This window comes from Salinivibrio sp. VGrn1, assembly GCF_009377995.1.
In the GTDB taxonomy this organism is placed as follows: Bacteria; Pseudomonadota; Gammaproteobacteria; order Enterobacterales; family Vibrionaceae; genus Salinivibrio; species Salinivibrio siamensis.
This window is the reverse complement of sequence record NZ_SATA01000003.1, coordinates 317,795-339,276: the sequence shown is the minus strand read 5'-3', so window position 1 is coordinate 339,276 and position 21,482 is coordinate 317,795. Positions and strand designations below refer to the sequence as shown.

18 protein-coding genes are annotated in these 21,482 nt (G+C 51.4%); 4 read left to right on the top strand and 14 right to left on the bottom strand.

Annotation, left to right across the window (positions count from 1 at the left end; all coding sequences use genetic code 11):
* Positions 1-24 precede the first annotated feature (24 nt).
* Together EHW56_RS07255 and cysB are read right to left on the bottom strand one after the other, a co-directional pair.
* The gene (locus EHW56_RS07255) at positions 25-1,251 is read right to left on the bottom strand and encodes a methyltransferase (protein WP_152794826.1); all 1,227 of its coding nucleotides are present in this window, start codon (positions 1,249-1,251) and stop codon (positions 25-27) included.
* 74 nt (positions 1,252-1,325) lie between these two features.
* The gene (gene cysB, locus EHW56_RS07250) at positions 1,326-2,303 is read right to left on the bottom strand and encodes an HTH-type transcriptional regulator CysB (protein ID WP_152794824.1); all 978 of its coding nucleotides are present in this window, start codon (positions 2,301-2,303) and stop codon (positions 1,326-1,328) included.
* 367 nt (positions 2,304-2,670) lie between these two features.
* Between cysB and EHW56_RS07245 the strand changes: the two genes are divergently transcribed.
* Entirely contained in the window at positions 2,671-3,429 is a 759-nt protein-coding gene (locus EHW56_RS07245; RefSeq protein ID WP_152794822.1) for a DNA repair protein, read from the top strand.
* 97 nt (positions 3,430-3,526) lie between these two features.
* On the opposite strand, the gene EHW56_RS07240 is transcribed toward EHW56_RS07245, so the two are convergent.
* From EHW56_RS07240 to EHW56_RS07230, 3 genes are all read right to left on the bottom strand, one after another.
* A complete protein-coding gene (locus EHW56_RS07240) occupies positions 3,527-4,015 on the bottom strand; it encodes a low molecular weight protein-tyrosine-phosphatase (protein ID WP_152794820.1) in 489 nt (162 codons plus the stop codon).
* Positions 4,016-4,119: 104 nt separating this feature from the next.
* Positions 4,120-4,422: a Dabb family protein gene (locus EHW56_RS07235; protein WP_077605942.1), complete on the bottom strand. Its 303-nt coding sequence runs from the start codon at positions 4,420-4,422 to the stop codon at positions 4,120-4,122.
* 19 nt (positions 4,423-4,441) lie between these two features.
* Entirely contained in the window at positions 4,442-5,185 is a 744-nt protein-coding gene (locus tag EHW56_RS07230) for a dienelactone hydrolase family protein (RefSeq protein WP_152794891.1), read from the bottom strand.
* A 110-nt stretch (positions 5,186-5,295) separates the two neighbouring features.
* On the opposite strand from EHW56_RS07230, the gene cobO reads away from it, so the two are divergent.
* The gene (cobO, locus tag EHW56_RS07225; protein ID WP_152794818.1) at positions 5,296-5,886 is read left to right on the top strand and encodes a cob(I)yrinic acid a,c-diamide adenosyltransferase; all 591 of its coding nucleotides are present in this window, start codon (positions 5,296-5,298) and stop codon (positions 5,884-5,886) included.
* A gap of 40 nt (positions 5,887-5,926) precedes the next feature.
* Here the strand turns inward: cobO and EHW56_RS07220 are convergent, their stop codons facing one another.
* From EHW56_RS07220 to apbC, 5 genes are all read right to left on the bottom strand, one after another.
* Positions 5,927-7,009, bottom strand: coding sequence for a metal-dependent hydrolase (locus EHW56_RS07220; RefSeq protein ID WP_077579225.1), 1,083 nt, complete (start codon positions 7,007-7,009; stop codon positions 5,927-5,929).
* Between the two features lie 52 nt (positions 7,010-7,061).
* Positions 7,062-9,200 (bottom strand): AsmA family protein, encoded by a 2,139-nt coding sequence (locus tag EHW56_RS07215; RefSeq protein ID WP_152794816.1) that lies wholly within the window; start codon positions 9,198-9,200, stop codon positions 7,062-7,064.
* 124 nt (positions 9,201-9,324) lie between these two features.
* Positions 9,325-9,912 carry a dCTP deaminase gene (gene dcd / locus EHW56_RS07210; RefSeq protein WP_046073840.1) on the bottom strand — a complete coding sequence of 196 codons (588 nt, stop codon included), beginning with the start codon at positions 9,910-9,912 and terminating at the stop codon, positions 9,325-9,327.
* A gap of 118 nt (positions 9,913-10,030) precedes the next feature.
* Positions 10,031-10,675: a uridine kinase gene (gene udk / locus EHW56_RS07205; protein ID WP_077605938.1), complete on the bottom strand. Its 645-nt coding sequence runs from the start codon at positions 10,673-10,675 to the stop codon at positions 10,031-10,033.
* 141 nt (positions 10,676-10,816) lie between these two features.
* On the bottom strand, positions 10,817-11,935 hold the full coding sequence (gene apbC, locus EHW56_RS07200; RefSeq protein WP_152794815.1) for an iron-sulfur cluster carrier protein ApbC: 1,119 nt from the start codon (positions 11,933-11,935) through the stop codon (positions 10,817-10,819).
* A 157-nt stretch (positions 11,936-12,092) separates the two neighbouring features.
* Here apbC and metG point away from each other — a divergent pair, with 157 nt between their 5' ends.
* Together metG and EHW56_RS07190 are read left to right on the top strand one after the other, a co-directional pair.
* Positions 12,093-14,129: a methionine--tRNA ligase gene (gene metG / locus EHW56_RS07195; RefSeq protein WP_152794812.1), complete on the top strand. Its 2,037-nt coding sequence runs from the start codon at positions 12,093-12,095 to the stop codon at positions 14,127-14,129.
* A gap of 245 nt (positions 14,130-14,374) precedes the next feature.
* The gene (locus EHW56_RS07190) at positions 14,375-15,175 is read left to right on the top strand and encodes a hypothetical protein (RefSeq protein WP_152799319.1); all 801 of its coding nucleotides are present in this window, start codon (positions 14,375-14,377) and stop codon (positions 15,173-15,175) included.
* 42 nt (positions 15,176-15,217) lie between these two features.
* Here EHW56_RS07190 and serS read toward each other — a convergent pair whose 3' ends face one another.
* The 4 genes from serS to EHW56_RS07170 form a co-directional block, all read right to left on the bottom strand.
* The gene (serS, locus tag EHW56_RS07185) at positions 15,218-16,504 is read right to left on the bottom strand and encodes a serine--tRNA ligase (RefSeq protein WP_152794808.1); all 1,287 of its coding nucleotides are present in this window, start codon (positions 16,502-16,504) and stop codon (positions 15,218-15,220) included.
* Between the two features lie 73 nt (positions 16,505-16,577).
* On the bottom strand, positions 16,578-17,894 hold the full coding sequence (locus EHW56_RS07180; RefSeq protein ID WP_046073518.1) for a replication-associated recombination protein A: 1,317 nt from the start codon (positions 17,892-17,894) through the stop codon (positions 16,578-16,580).
* Between the two features lie 17 nt (positions 17,895-17,911).
* Entirely contained in the window at positions 17,912-18,541 is a 630-nt protein-coding gene (gene lolA / locus EHW56_RS07175) for an outer membrane lipoprotein chaperone LolA (RefSeq protein WP_369795671.1), read from the bottom strand.
* 16 nt (positions 18,542-18,557) lie between these two features.
* A complete protein-coding gene (locus EHW56_RS07170) occupies positions 18,558-21,311 on the bottom strand; it encodes a DNA translocase FtsK (protein ID WP_152794887.1) in 2,754 nt (917 codons plus the stop codon).
* Positions 21,312-21,482 lie beyond the last annotated feature (171 nt).

The window sequence follows — 21,482 nt, the reverse complement described above, 5'->3', positions numbered from 1 at the left end:
CACTTGTTCACCGCGCGTAACACGTCAGGGATGGGCTGGTGTGCTGGGCGCATTAATCATTTCAGCATGAATCAATAGATTGCGAGGCGTCAATTCACGCTCACAAAACTGCATCAGACTCACCGAGTATCCGTGTTGCTCAAGATATAACACCCTGTCCAACACCAGCCATATTTCCATTGCTCGGCGAAAAGCGCTCTTAACGACGTTGATTTGTTCGAGAATGGAAAAACGCACCTCCCCGCGGCGAAAGTAGCCATCCACATCGAAATCATCGGGTAACGAGAGCCCTTTTTGTGCCGCACCCCAACGACAGAATTCCGCAAACCCTTGGCTAAGTTGTGATTTTTTCAGTGCAGGTAATGGCAAGTAATGATCCTGGTTTTGCCAGTCTCGCTGCCATTCATCAAAGCCTAAGCGATAAATAACTTCCTGTTCCCGTTGGCGACGCACTCGCTGTCCGCCAGTCACCGATTCTTGGACGGCAAGTTTAAGGTCAGCTTTTGTCAGCCGCATTCCCGTATTCTGGGCGACATCCGAGAGTGGCTGATAAATCTCCCCCCGAATCAGCTGATAGCAACATGGAGAGACGGATAGACGCGGCATACCACACGTCACTGCTTTTTGCAGGAGCGTTACATGCAAGTCGCCGCAGGCATGTAACGCTAATCCGTGATCACAACCGGCCATCACAGCGGCAGCCTCCGTGCCCATGGCATCTAAGGGATAAAATCGCATCGCGAGGGCGTTGCGCTGTGCAAACGCTTGTCCTTGATCACAAAGTGCTTTTTGCCATTCGATACTCTCAACCGGCTTATCGGTCACCGATGAGATGGCACGCCCGAGATACCCTTTTCCGGCACACCATTCGAGATAGCGTACCGTCTCCCCGTGAGTGGGAACCGCACCGATGTATGCCTCGATTTGCGCCCACTTTCTTCCCGGAACCCCTACCGCCAACCGCGGATCCACACCCACCTTGGTCGTACTCGCCTGCGGTACAGCAGTCAGTTCGGTCAATGACGCCAACGCAGGCCACCAGCTCGACAACTGGGTAATCACAGCTTCAGGTGCTGCCTTGAGTGCTGTTATCTGGGAATAATCCAAGCTGGCTAGCCAAGCGCACAATGCGTCTTCTTCCTGCCACGGTAAACATCTATGTGCCATTGGCATCGGTTGCCATAACCACTGAAACTGGGTAAGAAGTTGGGTTAATTGAGTGAACTGTTGCTGAAAAGAGACGGAAGACATGGCTGCTATCAGGACTTGAATAAAAGCGTGATCAAAAAAGGCTGCTTGACGCAGCCATATCGTACACGGGAAGTTTAGCGAATTGGCAGCGGAATGTCCTTAAACATGGCATCAATTTCTTCGTTTGAACGCAGAGCCACCGCTTTATCTATCATATTGCGCGTCAGGTGTGGGGCGAAGCGTTCAATAAAGTCATACATGTAGCTGCGAAGGAAGGTGCCTTTACGAAATCCAATTTTGGTCGTGCTAGCACCAAAAATATGGCTAGCGTCAATGGCGACCAGGTCCGAGTCAGCTTGACTATCCATCGCCATACTGGCGATAACGCCAACCCCTAACCCTAACTTCACATAGGTTTTAATTACGTCCGCGTCTGTGGCGGTAAATACAATCTTGGGAGTGAGATGGGCGCGATGGAACGCCTCATCCAACTCTGAACGCCCGGTAAAACCGAAGACATAGGTCACAAGAGAATAGGCCGCTAAATCCTCAATGGTGATATTGTTTTTTTTCTGTGCCAGTGGGTGATCAGGCGTCACAATAATCGAACGATTCCAGTGGTAACACGGCAGCATCACTAAGTCTTCATAGAGGTGGAAAGCTTCGGTCGCGATAGCAAAATCTGATGTGCCTTTGGCGACCGAGCTGGAGATCTGCGTCGGCGTTCCCTGATGCATATGCAAAGAGACTTTAGGGTAGCGGGCAGTAAATGCTTTGATCACATCGGGCAATGCATATCGTGCCTGTGTGTGGGTGGTGGAAATATTGAGATTTCCCATTTCTGGATGAGTATGTTCACTCGCCACCGCTTTAATGCTTTCCACCCGAGACAAAATACTTTGAGATATTTCCACAATGGCCTCACCAGCAGGAGTGACTTGGGTAAGGTGTTTGCCACTGCGCTCAAATATTTGCACGCCTAGTTCGTCTTCTAGTAATCGAACTTGTTTACTGATCCCAGGCTGAGAGGTATACAAACTCTCTGCGGTCGCAGACACATTTAGGTTGTGGTTGACGACCTCAACGATATATCTAAGCTGTTGTAATTTCATAGTGCAGACGCGCGAGCCTCATGGGTTAAGTGACAGCATTGGGTTGTGATAGATTATTTATATACCCAAATTAGACTATTTAATAGGCTTTGGTTATATAAACGTTAGCGATTGCACATTCACTAAGCAATTTGGTGAACAAATAGGGTATTGCCCAATCGCTAAAATCCGATTATTTCAACCAGTTTATCGCCAAGTGCACGATTATGGGCCACACTATTACCAGCGCATGCGAATCGGATGTAATGTGCAGAGTTAGATGCGGATCACTCATGCTGCCTCCATCCTTGATTGATGCTATCTCTGTCGGTTGAGATCGTGTATCTTAACCAGTTGAGTTTATTACAAGGAACATCGACGCTGAATTATGAATATTGCCTTGATAGCTGGCCTTTGTGTCATATTGCTCGGCCTGATTGTCGGCTACAACATATTGGCTCAACAACGTAAGCAAATTGAATCTCACAAGCGCCAAGAGATGGCTAAGCACATTGCAGTGATTGACGCCACTGAAGAGCTGATTGGTAATGCACATAATCTGCCATATAGCGGGACGCTGTTGGTTTGCTTGAATAAGAAGATCCTAGATTCTTTGAAAGCCATGTACGAGATTGATAATTCCGATAAATCTATCAAGCAACGTATTAGTGCGACGCAAGCGCAGATCGATGAAATCAAACAAAGCTACTCAAACCGCGAGTCGACTTCCTTTAAAGTGCCAGATAACGATCGACAAGCGATTTCGATGCTCAAGCTAGTAAAACGTCTGCGCTCCGTGGTAAAAGCGGAGCACTCTAAGGGACGACTAGCGACGCAAGCGTTTGTGGCTGAGAACGCACGCTTGGAAAAGATGCAACTTAAAATCAATATTGAGAATGTGATTAAGCGTGCCAATGACGCCAAGCAAAAAGGGCAAATGGGCACCGCTCAGCAGTTATTGAAAAAAGCCATTGATGTGGTCTCGCCCAAAACCGATGATTACTCTCAAGAGATGAAAAAGCATTTAGAGCAAATGCATAGCGATATTACCCATACACTGAATACGGGCCATGAAAAACTCCAGTCGGAGCAAGAAGAAGAAAGAAGCGATCTAGACGAGTTGTTTGCACCGAAAAAGAAATGGTAAGTCAGCTCACGTAGGCTCAAAACAAAGGCGCGTTCATCACGCGCCTTTTGCTTATTCTTCTCACCCATGCGTTCATTCTAGACGCGCACTCTCTCAACTAACGAGGCAAAAGATGCGCTTCAATATGATTCAGCACCCCATCTGCCGCTTGTTCAAGCAAGTCTAACACCCGCTCAAAGCCGTCAGGGCCACCATAATAAGGGTCGGGGATCGGCCCCTCGGTATGCTCGCCCCAGTGGAGAAATAAAGACAGCTTGCCTTGGTGCTCGGGTGGGCATTGTGCTTGCAAGTCAGCCAGGTTGCTCTCATCGGCTGCCAGAATCATGTCATGACACACAAAGTCTGCAGGGCCGACCTGGCGCGCTCGAATACCTTCAAACGAGTAGCCTCTCGCCTGCCCTGCCGCTTGGCTACGTCTATCAGGCGGGTTACCCTGGTGATAACCTGCCGTGCCCGCCGAATCAATATCGACTGCCAAGCCTCGCGCCTGTGCGCGAGTACGTAATACGGCTTCTGCGGTGGGCGAACGACAGATGTTACCCAAGCACACCACCAAAACACTGGGCCTTTGATTATCAGTTGTCATCAGCGTCAAACCTCCTTATTGATAAGCCCTCAGATTACCAATAAGGCTAAGCACTGCCTATAGTGAGGCAGGTAATACTCGGTGATAGGGCAGTTTGTCAGCACCTATGCTGGCACGGAATAATCCACAACAATAATGTCTTCCAGGATAGGACGAAATATCGCTTTTAGCGCCTCATGTTCAGGATGCGGTAAATAGCGCTCCCGCGCAGCACTATCACGAAACGTCATCACAATCACATGCGTGTAGCCTTGGTCTTTACCTTCTGGGCTGTTGTTTTCTCCCCATTCGACCGGCCCAACGCCATCAATGACGCTAGGCATTGATTCAAATTTATCTTTCAATGCTTGGATCTGATCATCGCGCGCGTTAGCGGTAAAACGAACAAGCAATACATGACGAATCATTTCTTTTCTCCTCGTGTCACTATTCCATCCGATCCGTCAAAAACGTTTTAAACGCCTGCCAAGACTTTTTATCAGCTTTTTCACGGTACCTCTCCGAGCCAAATACGGTAAACGCATGCGGCGCCCCACCATACACTTGCGACCAGTAATCGACACCCGCCTGCTCTAGCGTTTGTATAAAGGTCGCAAAATCTGCCATGGGCACCGCTTTATCCGCCCCACCATGAGCAATAAACAGTGGCGCAATGTCCTCTGAATAGCCTTGGCCATCTGGCGTGCCCAAACCGCCATGAAAACTCGCGTAGCCACTGACAGGCATATTGCCTGGATTGCGTGCAAGCTCTAACGTCACCGTGCCACCGAAACAATAGCCAGCCACTACTGGCTGCGTCACACCTTGCGATTGCGCGGCACTCATCCCTGCTTCAATCAGCTCGCGCATCCGCACTCTGTCTTCATACAGTGAACGAGTCGCCGCTTTCTTCGCCTCTAGACTGGTCGGTCGATTCCCGGCGCCAAACATGTCCAATGCGAACGTACGATAGCCTAAGTTTGCCAGCATATCCGCACGTTGACGTTCGTAGTCCGTTAGCCCATCCCAGTCATGAATAATCACCACACTGCCGTTCTCAAAAGAAGCAGGGATCGCCAGGTAGCCGGAAAATGCCTCCCCGTCTAACTGATAACCTATCTGTTTACCCGCCACAGCAGGCAGCGAGCATAGAGCCAACAAAGCAATAAGAGCGTGCGTTCCTTTTCTCATCATAGCGTCCTTTGGCTGGGGCCGTCGGTTTGCGGCCAGAATGTCATGGGTGGCATCCACCCTATCGTCCCTTTACTATAGACCTAAGTTAACCAAAGGTTGGAAATCACATGTCAGAACACAGTCATCAACAGCGCCAGCAAAAACTGAAAGAAAAAGTCGATGCTCGGATTGACGCCGCACAACAAGAAAAAGGGCTATTTCTTATTATTACAGGCAACGGCAAAGGCAAATCGACATCCGCTTTTGGCACCGTCGCACGCGCGGCAGGCCATGGTTTCAAATGCGGGGTGGCGCAGTATATCAAGGGAACGTGGGCATGCGGTGAGCGAGACTTACTCAGGCAGCATGGCGTGGACTTTCATGTGATGAGTACAGGGTTTACCTGGGATACCCAAGATAAAACAGCCGACACGCAAGCCGCACAAAAAATCTGGTCAGCATGCAAAACCATGCTCAGCGACCCTAGTTATGATTTGGTCGTCTTGGACGAAATCACCTATATGATCACCTATGGCTACATTGACCTGGACGATGTCATCGATGCAATTAGCCAACGCCCAAGTGAGCAATCTGTGCTGATCACGGGTCGAGGCGCTCACCGTCGTTTAATCGAAATCGCCGATACTGTCTCTGAAGTTCGCAATGTCAAACATGCGTTTGATGCCGGCATTAAAGCGCGCCAAGGCATTGATTGGTAACCTTTGACAACGTGAGACAATACGTGTGCACGGCGTGCGCTCATTGTTTTTCAGAGGCCGTCGCCGGTAAGGCGGCAGATGAGATGGGCTCGGCCCAACGCGGGTCAGTTTGCTGACACGACTGCCGGCAGAGTTTGGCGTCAATCGATTGATCGCCCAACAAACGTTGCCACAACGCGGGTAGCGCGGTCTCGGGCAACGGGCCAGGCTCAAGTTGTTTGGGCGACACAGGGTACCAGTCCCCGTCTGTATTTTGTTCTGCCAGTAAAAACTGGAACGGCTGATAGGCGGCCACACCAAAGCGCAAGTCGGTGACTACCTGCTGCCCGTTTCGGTTTTCAAAGCGAATAAAATTACGTGAAAACGTCCGCAGAGCGCTGAGGGTATCAGAGTTGGCCAGTGGCCACTCTCCTAGAGGCTGCGCCACCCAATCAATTGACGGGTTGGCATCAAGTCGTGAGGCTAACCCCTCCCAGTATTGCTCTTCGCCACTGACGACCACACGCCACAGTAAGGTATTAAACGGCGTTGGCATAATGATTAACGGCTGGCCTTCCAGCAAGGTTCCTTGTGTTTGTTCGGCAACACGGGTTTTTATTTGTTGGAGCTGGTACACAGAGCTGGCCAAGTAAAGGCTCGAGACCATCAACCCAACACCACATGCCTTGGCTCCCAGATGGCGCCATACCAATGCGCTGATGAGCGCAACCAGTAGAGGCACCGTATACAGGGGATCGATAATAAACAGACTCGCCACCGCTACCGATGGCACCTCAAGCGGCCAGAATAGCTTGGTTCCATATACCGTCATTGCATCGAGCAATGGATGGGTGACAAGCACCGCGATGACTAGCGTCATCACTTGCCAAAGTGGCCACTGGCGCTGCCAGCGCCACCAGCACCATGCAATGAGTGCACCGACCCAAGGCAACACAAACAACGAGTGGCTAAACCCACGGTGATTCACAGTGTTCGCCACCGGATCGCCATAGTCAATCAAGACATCAAGGTCCGGGAGAGTCCCGAGTGCCGCGCCCGCCAATAGCACTTTCGGTGAGCAACGTTTGCCCGCGACCAAGCCCGCGACCGTTGCTCCTAGCGCTGCTTGCGTGACAGAATCCATAAACCGTCCTTTAATGGCTTTGCATTAGATAGCCCAATAGCTTGTCAGCCGATCACTGAAATAAATTAAGGAGTTTATCAGCGGTTTCTTTGACCTTATCGTCATCCGCTTTATCACCCAGTAGCTTTTTCAACCCTCGTTGCGCCTCTTTGCGGGCTTTTTCTTCCAACGCGTTATTACTGCTGAGTAGCTGCTTAATGTTTAGTTTATAGCTCGGCGATTGCCAGGTACCGGCCACCGTCACTGGGATGGTGACATCACGCAGTTCATCAATATCTTTACCGCCCTGGCCTTTACTGGTCTCGACCACCGAGGTATAGACATTAAAATCGAGTGTCTCTTGTAACAGATCGGTTTGTCCGTCACTACGTACCCGAAGCGCGGGCGCTTCCAACAGTAAGTCGGTGGTGCGAGCCATGCCGTTACCTAAGGTAAAGCTCGCAGTGAGTGCGCTAAAGTCTGTTTTACGTACTTCATTGGCGGCCGCTGCCGACTCACCTTTCAGCGTCGCTTTCGCCTCTCTGAGCATCTGTGCCAAGTTTATCCCATTAATCGCGCCATCTTCGAAGAAAATAGCGACACTGCCTTGAATCGCTTGACGCAATGCATACTGCGACAAACCTTTGCCCTGTACATTGATATCGACGTTACCCTTACCCTCTAAAAGATCAACCTGGGCAGCGTCTTCCAGCAGCGGAAGCACTTGGATCCCACGTGCTTTTTTACTCACCTGATAGCGAGCGGGCGTTTGCGTAGCATCTAACATCCCTTGCACAACCACGCTGCCTTCATAGGCTTGCGTCGTCAGCTCTGACACGTCGACCTTGCCACGGTCGATGGCCACCGTCGCGCGTGTTTGCCCTAAGGTAACGTTACTCACAGTAAGCCCTTTCATTGCCAGTGAGCCGGCAATATCTAGCGTCTTCAACACACTCAAATCAGGCTCTTCTTTGCTCAGTGGCGCCGCTTGCGTACTCGGGCTGGATTTATCATTAGAGCCAGATTCACTATCTTTTGCAGATTGATTAGGCGCTGCATTGTCTGTCGGTATCAGCGTATCGAGGTCAATGTGGTTGGTATTCAGCGCAAAGCGAACTTGGGGGATCTCCGTCAATTTAACTGCCACTTTGCCATCCACCACAACATCATCGTCGTTTAATCGGCTGATCAATTCACTGACCGTCAACGTTTGCTGGTTGATGTCAAACACAATATCAGCGGCTAGCGCTTGGCTAAGCGACTGGTTGGGGATTGGCTCGCCAGACACCGTCGTGAGCATGTCTAACCCCTGAACCGTGATCTTATCTTGCGTCGTTGCGATAGTGACCTGGGCTTGCCCCGAGCTTTCAACGTCGATGTCTGCGGTTTGCGCGTTGATATTAAAGCCCAACTGCGCCGCCTCACCCAGCGCCAAACGATCGAGGGTGAGGTTCGCTTGTTCTAGGGTCAGTGCACCTTGCTCGGCGGAGAGCGTCAACGCCAGTTTGCGCATCTGGCTTTGTATCAGGTCACTGGCCAATTTCAACTCACCTTGACCTTCCAGCTCAACACGAGCGTCATTTTGCTCGCCGCGCAACGACACTGACAGTGGCGTCCACACATCCGTCGCCAGATTGCCCACCTCAAGATCCACATCGCGCAACGCTGTCATGGTGCCCGCTTGGTCATCTTTGACGACCACACTCGCGTTGGCCACACTGAGCCCTTGTAGCGATACGTTCCACGCCTTTGCCTCGGTGCTCGTGCTATCAGCGGATGTGCCTGATTGTGGCGCTGGCTCAGCTTGAGGCTCAGCCGTCGGCGATGTCGCGATGAGGTTGCTCTCCCCATTACTCAGGGTTTGAATAAACACATGTGGGTCTTGCAATGTAATTTCGCCGATCTGCAAGGTTTGCGACATCAAAGGCAACACATCGACAGAGAGGCGGGCTTGAGATAAGCGCATCAAATCGGGTTCATCAAAGCCGGGGCGATTTTTTATCGCGACATCCTCGATTGAAAAACCCAAACTTGGCCAAAACTGCCAAGCAATGTCGCCACCGATCACCATGTCATAGCCTGTCTGTTTTTTAACTTGCTCGACCAACAATGGCTTAAACTGGTTAGGATTAATGGTGGCGAGCAAAGCGGCGATGCCACCCATGACGACCACCACCAAAACAGCGAGAGTAAGGGCGATTTTTTTTATCATTGCAAGATGCTCCTTGTGCGTAACAGGCGATACCACTTACGAGAGATACCCGCATTATCGACCATGATTTCGCGATCGGGTTCCACGTTAACAAAAAAATGCGCCCGTAGGCGCATTGCAATCGTTAAACCTTGTCTTGGCTAATGCGAGAGGCAACTGCCCCTTGCTGATTTTTATACTTTGCGTTGTCGCGTTTGTTATACGGCTTATCAGCCGCGCCCGACATAGGCTCAAAACTTAACGCACCAATCGGCATACCGGGTCGTAGCGCCAAGGGCAAACGACCATTGTTATAGAACTCCAGCACAATACGGCCCGACCAGCCCGGGTCAATCCGGTGCGCAGTCACATGCACCATCAGCCCTAAACGTGCCAACGACGAGCGGCCATCAAGCCAGCCGACGATATCGTCAGGAAGGGTCACCGCTTCATGCGTGACAGCAAGCGCGAGCTGGCCTGGATGAAGATAAAAAGCCTCACCATCAGCAATCTCAATTTCATCACTCATCACACGTTCAAGCTGGGCATTGACCTCTTCTTTCGGGCCAGACAGATCGATAAATGCTGCGCCGTGGTCATTAAACACCCGGAATTGATTGCCCAAAGTCACATCCGCCGTCACACCAGAAATCGAAGCCTCTGCCGGACGTGGCTCAATTTTGATGCGGCCATCATCAAGGTGTTCTTTGATATGCCTGTCGCATAGTCGCATCGGATAGTCCTCACGGTTAATAGATGGGGCGATACATTCACGCACCGCATTCATTTAGCTTGTTGTCCACTGCATAAAAAGCAGCGAGATTGAGGTCAGTGAAACCATCATACCCAAATCAGGCTTTCAGTAATCGCGCGATATGCGCTTTTAACACATCAATCGCAATGCGGTTTTTACCCCCACGTGGCACGATAATATCGGCATATTGCTTTGACGGCTCAATAAACTGCATAAACATAGGGCGGACCGTCTTCTGATATTGTTCCATCACGGAGTCCATGGTGCGGCCACGTTCAGCCACATCACGTTTCATGCGGCGCAACAAGCAAATATCAAGGGGAGTATCCATAAAGACGCTGGCATGGATCAGATTGCGCAGGCGTGGATCGGTTAGCAACAGGATCCCTTCCAAAATGATCACCTTTTTGGGTGTCATGGTGGTGGTTTCATCCATGCGGGTATGCTCTGAGTAGCTGTACACAGGCACATCGACAGACTGACCTGCCGCGAGGCTTTCTAGGTGCTCGCAAAGCAAGTCATGGTCTAGCGCTTGTGGATGGTCATAGTTGGTTTGTACGCGCTCTTCCATGCTGAGATGGCTTTGATCTCGGTAATATCTATCTTCCGTGATCACGCCGATTTGATGATCGCCGACTTTTTCCTTTAATTCCTTATAAATGGTGCTAGCGATCAGGCTTTTACCGGAAGCAGAGGCACCTGCTATGCCGATAATAACGCATTGGTGGTTGTTGTCACTCATAATATGAATACCCAGAGGAAGCTTGGCGGAATCTACATAAACCGCCTGATTATAGGGAGTTGAAGCCGCTGGCGCCAGAGAAAATCACGCTTCCCTGACTGACCCGCTGCTTTAAGCCTGCGATATCTGCACGTTGCTCAATCAGGGCGACACCGTTTGTACGCTTATTTGTTCAGGGCGCGTTTCCCCTTGCCAATAAAGCTGACTGGCGACGGTGGCGGCCATTTGGCGATAGACAGCAGCATGCTCGCTGTCAGGGCGCGCCACCATACTCGGTGTGCCTGCGTCTATGTCCTCACGAATCGCGACATGAAGCGGCACTTGAGCTAACACTGGCACGCCTTGCTCACGAGCCATTTTCGCTGCACCACCAGTACCAAAAATCGCTTCATGATGACCGCATTGTGAGCAAATATGGTAGCTCATGTTTTCAATTACCCCGAGAACCGGCACCTGTACTTTCTCAAACATCGCCACGCCTTTAATCGCATCAGCCAGTGCGAGATCTTGTGGCGTGGTAACCACCATCGCTCCCGTCACCGGAAACTGCTGCGCCAAGCTAAGCTGAATGTCACCGGTGCCTGGTGGCATATCAACTACCAAATAATCAAGCTCGGGCCAGCGGGTTTCATTGATCAATTGAGCAAAGGCTTTCGAGGCCATTGGCCCACGCCACACAGTGGCATTATCAGCGGGCACCAGGTAACCAATTGAATTAGAGGCAATACCATGACGCATCACAGGCTCCATCAATTTGCCATCATGGGTTTGCGGCTCGCTGTCTTTAGCGCCGAGCATAATCGGGAGCGATGGGCCATACACATCCGCATCGACAATGCCCACCGATGCCCCTTCCGCCTGCAGTGCCAGTGCCAAATTGACCGCCGTCGTCGATTTACCCACACCGCCTTTGGCCGAGCTCACCACTAACAGGTTTTTCACCCCTTTGACGGGCGACTTATCACCACTTTTTAATGGCGCCACTCTCTGTGTCAGTTGAAACTGCTGCGCCAATGTCGTCGACTGGGCATTCAGCCAGTCATTGAGTGCCTGCATCACTGACGCCGCTGCAAATGGAAACGTCACTTTAAAGCCGTGTTCAGTCACGCTCACCCAATATGGTTGGCTTGCCCACTGCTCCACCAAACGCGGATGTGAAAACTGATTCAATAGACTCACTGCGTCATCCACATTGGTCAGCGGGGCGGCCGTGTCTTTTTTTTGTTTTTGTGCTTTTTTCTTTTTAGAGCCAAACAACATGCATCACCATCCCATTGATTAAAATATATTAGGCCGGATAGCTAACGTTTAACGGATAAACAGCCTCACTCACGGCCTGCACTAGGCAAGGCATATCGTATCAGGTAAGATTTCCGCAATCATTCCATTCATATCATAAGAGCGAACAAACAAGATTATGGCTGCAAACCCACGGAAAATTCTGGTGACCTGTGCGCTGCCTTATGCGAACGGCTCAATCCATTTGGGCCACATGCTCGAGCATATTCAAGCAGATGTATGGGTGCGCTATCAGCGCCTACGTGGCAACACGACTCACTTTATTTGTGCCGACGATGCCCACGGCACCCCCATTATGTTGAAAGCACAGCAAATGGGTGTCGAGCCAGAAGCCATGATCGCTGGCGTGCAACAAGAGCACCAAGCCGACTTTGATGGCTTTGATATCAGCTTCGATAACTATCACAGCACCCACAGTGATGAAAACCGTGAGCTCGCCTCGTTTATTTATACTCAGCTCCGCGATAAAGGTTACATCACCAGCCGTACGATCTCTCAGCTGTTTGATCCGGAAAAAGAAATGTTCTTGCCGGATCGCTTTGTCAAAGGCGAGTGTCCAAAATGTCACGCCGACGATCAGTACGGTGACAACTGTGACAACTGTGGTGAGACCTATACCCCAGCAGAGCTGATTAACCCACGCTCAGCGGTGAGTGGCGCCACGCCCGTAATGCGTGACTCTGAGCACTTCTTCTTCGATTTGCCGCAATTTGAGCAAATGCTGAATGAGTGGACAAAGTCCGGCTCACTGCAAAGTGAAATTGCCAACAAAATGAATGAGTGGTTCGAAACCGGCCTTCAGCAGTGGGATATCTCACGTGATGCCCCTTACTTTGGTTTCGAAATCCCTGACCAACCCGGCAAGTTTTTCTACGTTTGGCTTGATGCACCGATTGGTTATATGGGGTCATTTAAAAACTACTGTGACAAACGCGGTGACATCGACTTCGACGAGTATTGGAAAGCCAGCAGCGACACCGAGCTATATCACTTTATCGGCAAAGACATTGTTTATTTCCATAGTCTGTTCTGGCCAGCCATGCTCGACGGTGCCGGTTTCCGCAAGCCAAATAACGTCTTCGTGCACGGTTATGTCACCGTCAATGGCGCAAAAATGTCCAAGTCGAAAGGGACATTCATTAAAGCGAGCACTTACTTAAAACACCTTGATCCCGAATGCTTACGCTATTACTACGCCGCCAAGCTCAACAGCCGTATTGATGATCTCGATTTAAGCTTGGATGACTTTATCCAGCGCGTGAATACCGACATTGTCAACAAAGTGGTCAACTTGGCCTCTCGCAACGCGGGCTTTATCAGCAAACGCTTTGACGGTCAGCTGTCGCCCGTTTGCTCTGAGCCTGAGCTTTATCAAACCTTTATCGATAAAGCCGAGCACATAGGTGAACTCTACGAGGCACGCGAGTTTAACCGAGCGATCCGTGAGATCATTGCGCTTGCCGATAAAGCGAACCAATACGTCGACGAGAAAGCCCCTTGGGTCATCGCCAAAGAAGACGGTAAAGACGCCGAACTGCAAGCGATTTGCTCAGTGGGTATTAACTTGTTCCGAGTGCTGATGACCTACCTAAAACCTGTGATGCCCAAACTGGCCGAGCGTGCGGAAGGCTTTTTAAACGACACCTTAACGTGGGAGAGCATTGCGACCCCGCTGACTGGCCATCAAATCACCAAGTTCAAGGCGCTATTTAACCGAATTGATCCAAAAGCGGTCGATGCCATGATTGCTGACAGCAAAGAAGATGTCGCGACTGAAGAGGCGGCGAAAGCAAGCGCGCAAGGGCCACTTGCCGATGAACCACTCGCGGATGAAATCGAATTTGGTGATTTTGCTAAAGTCGATCTTCGTGTCGCTAAAATCCTTGAGTGTGAAGCCGTGCCAAAAGCGGATAAACTGCTCAAATTCAAGCTCGATATTGGCGGTGAAACACGTCAGGTTTTCTCTGGGATCAAATCGGCCTACAAGCCGGAAGATCTGGTGGGCAAGCACACCGTGATGGTCGCCAATTTAAAACCAAGAAAGATGAAGTTTGGCATGTCAGAAGGCATGATTTTAGCGGCCGGCCCTGGCGGGAAAGAGATTTGGATCTTAGAGCCTCATGAGGGCGCCCAGCCAGGTATGCGGGTCATGTAACCTTGCTGCCTCGTCAATTTGCACAAGCAGAGAATAAAGAGCCCAGTCGGGCTCTTTTTTTGTCCAATGAGTGCCATCCATCGATTCTCCCCTGCACTACGAGTGAGCAATCACGCCCAAGTAAGGTGCGCAGTAAGAGCACATCCACGCGCCAGTCATTGCGCTACAAGGCGTGATTCACCTCTCAATTTTGGCATGCTTCATGCTCCGCTCTGTATACGCGGAAGCCATAGCAAGGAGAGCATATGGGATGGTTAGTGATGATAGGAATACTGGCGCTCACGATTGCTAGCGTGGTGGCGGTCATCGTGTTTCGTCAACGACCGGATTGGCGATTGCATCAACTGCATGAGTTACGGGCTTTGCTCCAGCATGCAGGTTACCTCGCCACTCAACCGCGCGTCGATCCGTATGACTATCAACGATTGCTGGATCAAACACGTCAGTTACACCACTTGGCACCCCATGCGCAAAAGCCAATGTATCGGCTTTTTTTCCATCACCTTCACGCCTTGCCACAATATGATGATGTGACCCAGGCCAAGATGAAAAACCGCGCCTTGCAGCACCTAGCGTACTTGGTGGATGAAGCCATCCCGCCCGTGTTAATTGCCTGTGGTGATGACCACACGCTCTCGTCTTACCAACAAATTTGGTATGCCGTGCTAGAGCTACTTCAAGCTCGCCAACGCTTTTCCTACGCGTCAATACAACTGGAGAACGCAACGCCCAATGCGCACCAGTCCCTAAGCTTACAACAACAAATACTCACCAAGCGTTTAGCACAACTGCGCGACCTTGAATTGGGCGATGCATTCACCGATAAGATAGATCAGGTTATCTCACAGCTTGATGATGTACACACCTTGTCACTCAATCGCCGCCTGGCGCTGGCGCAGCAAGTTAACGCCGTGATGCTGGATGCACTCGACACCTTTCTGGCTACACTGCTCGCCCGCTTTCCTACACCAGAAGATGATATCTTCAATACGCTGTCACCCATCAATGATCCACACCATCAAAGATTCAACCATACACAGCAATAAAAAAGCCGGCGCAAGGCCGGCTTAATAGCAACACGATGACACTTACCCAATATGAGTCTGTCCACCCATGTATGGACGCAATACCTCAGGGATTTCAATACGCCCATCCGCTTGTTGGTAGTTTTCCAAAATAGCCACCAAGGTACGGCCTACCGCCAAGCCCGAACCATTCAAGGTGTGCAACAGCTCAGGTTTTTTCTCACCTTTACGACGGAAACGTGCCTGCATACGGCGAGCTTGGAAGTCCATGGTGTTTGAGCACGATGAAATCTCACGATAAGTGTTTTGTGCTGGTAACCAGACTTCTAGATCGTAGGTTTTCGCCGCACCAAAGCCCATGTCGCCGGTGCAGAGCAACATCTTACGATATGGCAGATTCAGCAACTGCAATACTTTTTCTGCATCCGCAGTCAATGACTCCAGTGCTTCCATTGAGTCTTCTGGCTTAACCACCTTCACCAACTCAACTTTATCGAACTGGTGCATACGGATAAGGCCGCGCGTATCACGCCCGTATGAACCTGCTTCTGAGCGGAAGCAAGGTGTGTGTGCGGTCATGCACAGCGGCAAATCGGCTTCATCGATGATTTCATCACGTACCATGTTGGTCAGCGGCACTTCCGCCGTTGGGATCAACGACATGCCCACCCCTTCTTCCGTCGCCGGCTGGGTGTGGAACAAGTCTTCACCAAATTTCGGCAGCTGACCGGTGCCATACAAGCTGTCCGCATTGACCAAGTAAGGCACATACATCTCAGTATAACCGTGCTCATTGGTGTGCAAGTCGAGCATAAATTGCGTAAGCGCACGGTGCATACGCGCCATTTGCCCTTTCATCACGATAAAACGAGAGCCAGATAGCTTCACTGCACTGGCAAAATCAAGACCACCGGTGAGTTCACCGAGGTCGACGTGATCTTTAATCTCGAACTCAAATTGACGGGGCTCGCCCCAGCGTGAGATTTCCTGGTTCTCAGATTCATCTTTACCGCTTGGTACGTCGGCCGCAGGTAGATTGGGCACGCTCATGACCACGTCATTCACTTTTTGCTGGAGTGCCGCGAGCTCCGTTTTCGCCGCATCCAATTCATCACCAAGGTTTGATACTTCTTCTAGCAATGGTGCAATGTCTTCACCCTTTGCTTTAGCCTGGCCAATGGACTTCGATCGGGAATTACGCTCAGCTTGCAGTTGTTCGGTGCGAATTTGCAGCGCCTTACGTTGTTCCTCGAGTTCACGCATAGCGTCAACATCAAGCGTAAAGCCACGACGAGCGAGTTGTTGAGCGGTTTCTTCCAGCTCAGTTCGAAGTAATTTGGAATCCAGCATGCTAATCCTGTGCTTTCGGGTTATTGACTGTAAATTGACGAAGTTAAACCTTACCCAAAAAGGGTAAATTTGCCTAGCGCTTTTGCGGGCTTTTTGCATCTTGCTCAGCGAGAAAGGCGAGCTTTTCGGCGATTTTAATTTCTAGCCCACGATTGACGGGCTGATAGTAACGCGCCTCGCCAAGCTCTGGGGGCAGATAGCGCTCGCCCGCCGCATACGCATTGGGTTCATCGTGGGCATAGCGGTAGCCATCACCGTGTCCCATTTGCTCCATCAATGCTGTTGGCGCATTACGAAGGTGCATGGGAACGGGCGCGTTGGCGGTGTCTTTCGCGTCACGCAAGGCTTGTTTCCACGCGGTATACACCGCGTTGCTTTTCGGGGCGCTGGCCAAATACACCGCGGCTTGTGCAATGGCGCGCTCACCCTCCGAAGGCCCGACGCGGGTAAAGCAATCCCATGCGTTCAGTGCCACCTGCATCGCGCGCGGATCGGCATTACCGACATCCTCAGAGGCTATCGCTAACAAACGTCTTGCCACGTAAAGCGGATCACCTCCCGCGCTCACAATGCGTGCATACCAATACAGCGCGGCATCGGGACATGAACCACGCACTGATTTGTGAAATGCAGAGATCAAGTCATACCACGCATCCCCCTGCTTATCGAACTGTGCCACTTTTTCACCGGCCACGTCTTTAAGCATCGGCATCGTGATTTGACCATCGGCCATGTCTGCCAACATTTCCAGTAGGTTTAACGCCATACGTGCATCACCACTGCACGCTGCCGTTAACGCCCTTTTAACGCCATCATCAAAGACCAGGGACTGCTCACCGAGCCCACGTTGTGAGTCGGCAAGTGCTTGATCAATCACCGCTTCCAAATCGCTCTCGTCAAGGCTGGTTAAACGATACACACGGGCACGCGATAGCAACGCGTTATTAAGCTCAAACGAGGGGTTTTCCGTAGTGGCACCAATAAACGTGACCGTTCCCGCTTCCACATGGGGCAAAAACGCATCCTGCTGACTTTTATTAAAGCGGTGCACTTCATCCACAAACAGAACGGTACGAATACCAGCTTGCTTGTTTTGCTCTGCGCGTCCAATCGCCTCTCGGATCTCCTTGACGCCAGAGGTCACAGCCGAGATTTGTTCCAGCTCTGCGTTGGCTTGGCGCGCGGCAATATCGGCGAGCGTGGTTTTACCGGTCCCCGGAGGCCCCCAGAAAATCATCGAATGGAGGGAGCCAGACTCAATCGCCCGGCGAAGCGGTTTACCCTCGGCGAGAAGATGACGCTGACCGATGTACTGGTCAAGCGTGAGTGGCCGCATACGTGCGGCCAGTGGGCGAAAATCGTCTGCAAAGTCAAGCGGTAAGGTCGACACAGTCACCTCCGAGGCAATTATCTTGGTTGGCGCTGATCGTCGATCATCACTGAGTCGGGTGGCGTAAACGAAAACACGTCCGACGCCGGTGCTTGTCGGCTAAATTGGCTCAGCGTGAACTGGCTTTGTTGCCCATCTTGCTCAACCACGGTAAAGCCGGTCAAGGTACCATCCGGCTTCACGGTGACTTCAAATTCGCCAATCGTGCCTGTGGTTTTTGGCGTTAAGGTAAAGGTGTCAGCCTCTTGGGTGATTTGATAAGCCTGCCAATCACTTGGCTGATTGCGTGTCAGTAGGACAAACGGCGTTTGTGCCGTAGCATCCTCCAACCACATCGCCGTCACTTGCTCAACAAATGGGCTGTAGTACCAGAGCGTCTCGCCATCGGAAATCATGATGGTTTCATCGGGTGAGGTCGTGGTCCAGTTAAACAAGTTTGGCCGCTGAATCGCCAACCGCCCTTTTGCTTGATGAATCACCTCTCCTTCTGGGCTTTGCACTGTTTGGGAAAATTGCGCACTAAAGGCGTCAACCTGACTCAAGCGATCCATCAGGTGTTGTTGTGCCTGCGTTTTCGCCTGCACCGACAATGCAAAAAGTAGAGACAGCACCACCATTAGGTGGCGGATAGCAGAGAATCGAGTCATGAAACCTTCCATTCGATCAATCTTTGGGTGGCGGTGGCGCGATGACTTCGCGATTACCATTATGGCCTGGTGAGCTTACGACACCATGTGCTTCCAGTTGTTCCACAATACGCGCCGCACGGTTGTAGCCAATTTTAAACCGGCGCTGCACACCAGAGACAGAGCCTCGGCGGCTCTCGGTGACAAATTCAACCACTTGGTCGAAAAGCTGGTCCAACTCTTCCCCATCTCCGCCTGAGGGTGCTTCACCCGGCAACAAGCTATCAGAGCCTTGATCCCCTTTGGTTATTTCGTCTAGATACTGTGGCTTACCACGTGCTTTCCAGTTATTCACCACACGGTGAACCTCTTCATCACTGACAAAAGCGCCATGTACACGGATGGGGTGGTTGGAGCCATTGGGCATAAAGAGCATATCACCCATCCCCAGTAACGACTCTGCGCCGCCTTGGTCGAGGATAGTGCGTGAATCTGTCTTAGTAGACACCGTAAACGCCATCCGCGTTGGAATGTTGGCTTTGATTAAGCCTGTAATCACATCAACGGACGGACGCTGAGTGGCAAGCACAAGGTGAATCCCCGCTGCCCGCGCTTTTTGTGCTAGTCGCGCAATCAGTTCTTCCACTTTTTTGCCCACGACCATCATCAAATCGGAAAACTCATCCACGACCACCACGATATACGGTAATTTCTCGAGTTTAGGCGCCGATTCGTCCATCGAATCACCCGGTTTCCAGAGCGGATCGGGGATGGGGTTGTTGGCGGCTTCAGCCGCCTTCACTTTTTCGTTAAAGCCTTTTAGATTTCGCACCCCAAGCGCCGACATCAGCTTGTAACGACGCTCCATCTCACCAACACACCAACGCAGGGCATTGCCAGCGTCTTTCATGTCGGTCACGACCTCTGTTAACAGGTGTGGGATCCCCTCGTATACCGATAGTTCGAGCATTTTAGGGTCAATCATGATAAAGCGCACGTCTTCGGGTGAGGCTTTATACAACATGCTCACCAGCATGACGTTCACGCCCACCGACTTACCCGAGCCTGTGGTACCGGCCACCAGCATATGTGGTGCCTTCCCCAAATCAGTGATAATCGCTTCACCCGCGATATCATTCCCCAGCACCACCGAAATAGGCGAGTGGCTATTCTTAAAACGTTCGCTTCCAATCACTTCGGACATAAACACCGTCTCCCGGTGCTCATTGGGCAGTTCAAGGCCAATGTAGGGCTTCCCTGGGATCACTTCGACCACACGCACTGCCGTGGTCGACAAAGCACGCGCCAAGTCTTTGGATAGGCCAGAAATGCGCGAGACTTTCACCCCAGGGGCCAAGTCAAGCTCAAAACGGGTGATCACTGGGCCTGGGTACACGCCAACCACTCGCGCCTGGACTTTAAAATCTTCTAACCGTGCTTCAACCAAGCGGGCAATCTTCTCAAGCTCTTCACGCGTCGCCTGCTCTGCAGTATGGCGAGCGGGATCGAGTAGATCGAGGGTCGGGAAAGGCTCTGTCGGCGTGGGTAAATCCGGCTCATCTTTTACCAGGAAAGGATGGTCGAGCCCCGCCGCCTGCTGTTGAGCCTTTTGCGCTTGGCGAATGGTTTCTTGGAAGGGATCGTCATCCTCATCCGCGCCACTACTCGCTTGTGCTGCACGCTCAAGCTCGGACAGTCCATCTTGATTGCCATAGGTTGTGTCGGCGTGGCGAGACGATGAGGCTGAAGGCGCTTCATCCGCTTGCGAGTGGTCACTCATTTGCTCCGCTGATGCGCTGATCGCCTCTGTTTCCTCTACCTCAACATCCGATGACGAGAAAGATGGCACTTCGTGCTCGATCGCGATATCCCACTGCCCTAGCGTCGGTTCACTAGGTTGATCGCTCTCATGGGCCACGGATGCCGCATCGTCTGCGGATGAATAATCGGTCGCTGGTACATCGGTTTCCGAACGCGCTTGTCCACCAAAAATAATAGGCGACGCAGCCTGGTTCTGTGTGTGCTCATCATTGGTGGTACGCTCCGCCTTATCCGGCGCTGACGGCGTCAGGCGACGTAAATCACTGAGCTCCATGGGTTCAGATGCATTGGCTGCGGTACTCTGTGTCTCGGTGTCTGGCACACCTAACTCGGTCGGCGCGTCACCACGAATCCGATTCACCGCCCACGTCACACCGTTGAGCGTCATCGCGCCAAGATGGTCAACAATGGTTAACCAAGAAATACCGGTAAAAAGGGTAAAGCCGGCCGCCCAACCAAACAGCATCACCAAGGTCGTGCCTAATACGTTAAATAGCGGCAGCGCCAAACTGTTGGTGACATCCCCCATCACGCCACCAGAGGAAAAATGCCAAAAGTCGTCAAAATTCAAATCGGCCAACGAGCAGCTAGTTAAAAACAGGATGAACAGTCCTAATATGCGCGCACCGATAATGGTATAATTAATCGGTTCATCGTCGCTGCGGCGACGCAAGAACACCCACCCTCCGAGGATCGCCGCTGGAGGCAGCGGATACGCCAAGATGCCAAACGAAAAGAAGAGACTGTCGGCGAGCCATGCGCCCATGGCACCCGCCGCATTGTGCACATCACCATGCCAGGCAGTTTGCGACCAGGATGGGTCGGCCGGATTAAAAGACAATAGGGCCACCATGGTGAACACGGCTGCCGCGAGTACCAGAATAAACCCACACTCTTTTAATCGCTGAACGCCATCTAAACGCGCTTTAGCACGAGCCGCTTTGGGCTCCCGACGTAAAGAAAACTCCATCATCACCTGTTTAATACCGTTCTTGAACCGCATTCCTCATCCTACTTTGAGGCTTGCTCATGTTGCCCTGACTTTATCACATTCATGCCGTGAGGGCAGGCATGATGCATGTTTACGCCAAATCTTTACCGAGATATCACACAATCTTATGCTATCCGCACAAAAAATAAG

What these genes read in the sequence shown, in the direction of transcription:
- EHW56_RS07255 (WP_152794826.1), bottom strand. Translation starts at nt 1,251, where the DNA reads ATGTCTTCCGTCTCTTTTCAGCAACAGTTCACTCAATTAACCCAACTT.
- cysB (WP_152794824.1), bottom strand. Translation starts at nt 2,303, where the DNA reads ATGAAATTACAACAGCTTAGATATATCGTTGAGGTCGTCAACCACAAC.
- EHW56_RS07245 (WP_152794822.1), top strand. Translation starts at nt 2,671, where the DNA reads ATGAATATTGCCTTGATAGCTGGCCTTTGTGTCATATTGCTCGGCCTG.
- EHW56_RS07240 (WP_152794820.1), bottom strand. Translation starts at nt 4,015, where the DNA reads ATGACAACTGATAATCAAAGGCCCAGTGTTTTGGTGGTGTGCTTGGGT.
- EHW56_RS07235 (WP_077605942.1), bottom strand. Translation starts at nt 4,422, where the DNA reads ATGATTCGTCATGTATTGCTTGTTCGTTTTACCGCTAACGCGCGCGAT.
- EHW56_RS07230 (WP_152794891.1), bottom strand. Translation starts at nt 5,185, where the DNA reads ATGAGAAAAGGAACGCACGCTCTTATTGCTTTGTTGGCTCTATGCTCG.
- cobO (WP_152794818.1), top strand. Translation starts at nt 5,296, where the DNA reads ATGTCAGAACACAGTCATCAACAGCGCCAGCAAAAACTGAAAGAAAAA.
- EHW56_RS07220 (WP_077579225.1), bottom strand. Translation starts at nt 7,009, where the DNA reads ATGGATTCTGTCACGCAAGCAGCGCTAGGAGCAACGGTCGCGGGCTTG.
- EHW56_RS07215 (WP_152794816.1), bottom strand. Translation starts at nt 9,200, where the DNA reads ATGATAAAAAAAATCGCCCTTACTCTCGCTGTTTTGGTGGTGGTCGTC.
- dcd (WP_046073840.1), bottom strand. Translation starts at nt 9,912, where the DNA reads ATGCGACTATGCGACAGGCATATCAAAGAACACCTTGATGATGGCCGC.
- udk (WP_077605938.1), bottom strand. Translation starts at nt 10,675, where the DNA reads ATGAGTGACAACAACCACCAATGCGTTATTATCGGCATAGCAGGTGCC.
- apbC (WP_152794815.1), bottom strand. Translation starts at nt 11,935, where the DNA reads ATGTTGTTTGGCTCTAAAAAGAAAAAAGCACAAAAACAAAAAAAAGAC.
- metG (WP_152794812.1), top strand. Translation starts at nt 12,093, where the DNA reads ATGGCTGCAAACCCACGGAAAATTCTGGTGACCTGTGCGCTGCCTTAT.
- EHW56_RS07190 (WP_152799319.1), top strand. Translation starts at nt 14,375, where the DNA reads ATGGGATGGTTAGTGATGATAGGAATACTGGCGCTCACGATTGCTAGC.
- serS (WP_152794808.1), bottom strand. Translation starts at nt 16,504, where the DNA reads ATGCTGGATTCCAAATTACTTCGAACTGAGCTGGAAGAAACCGCTCAA.
- lolA (WP_369795671.1), bottom strand. Translation starts at nt 18,541, where the DNA reads ATGACTCGATTCTCTGCTATCCGCCACCTAATGGTGGTGCTGTCTCTA.
- EHW56_RS07170 (WP_152794887.1), bottom strand. Translation starts at nt 21,311, where the DNA reads ATGGAGTTTTCTTTACGTCGGGAGCCCAAAGCGGCTCGTGCTAAAGCG.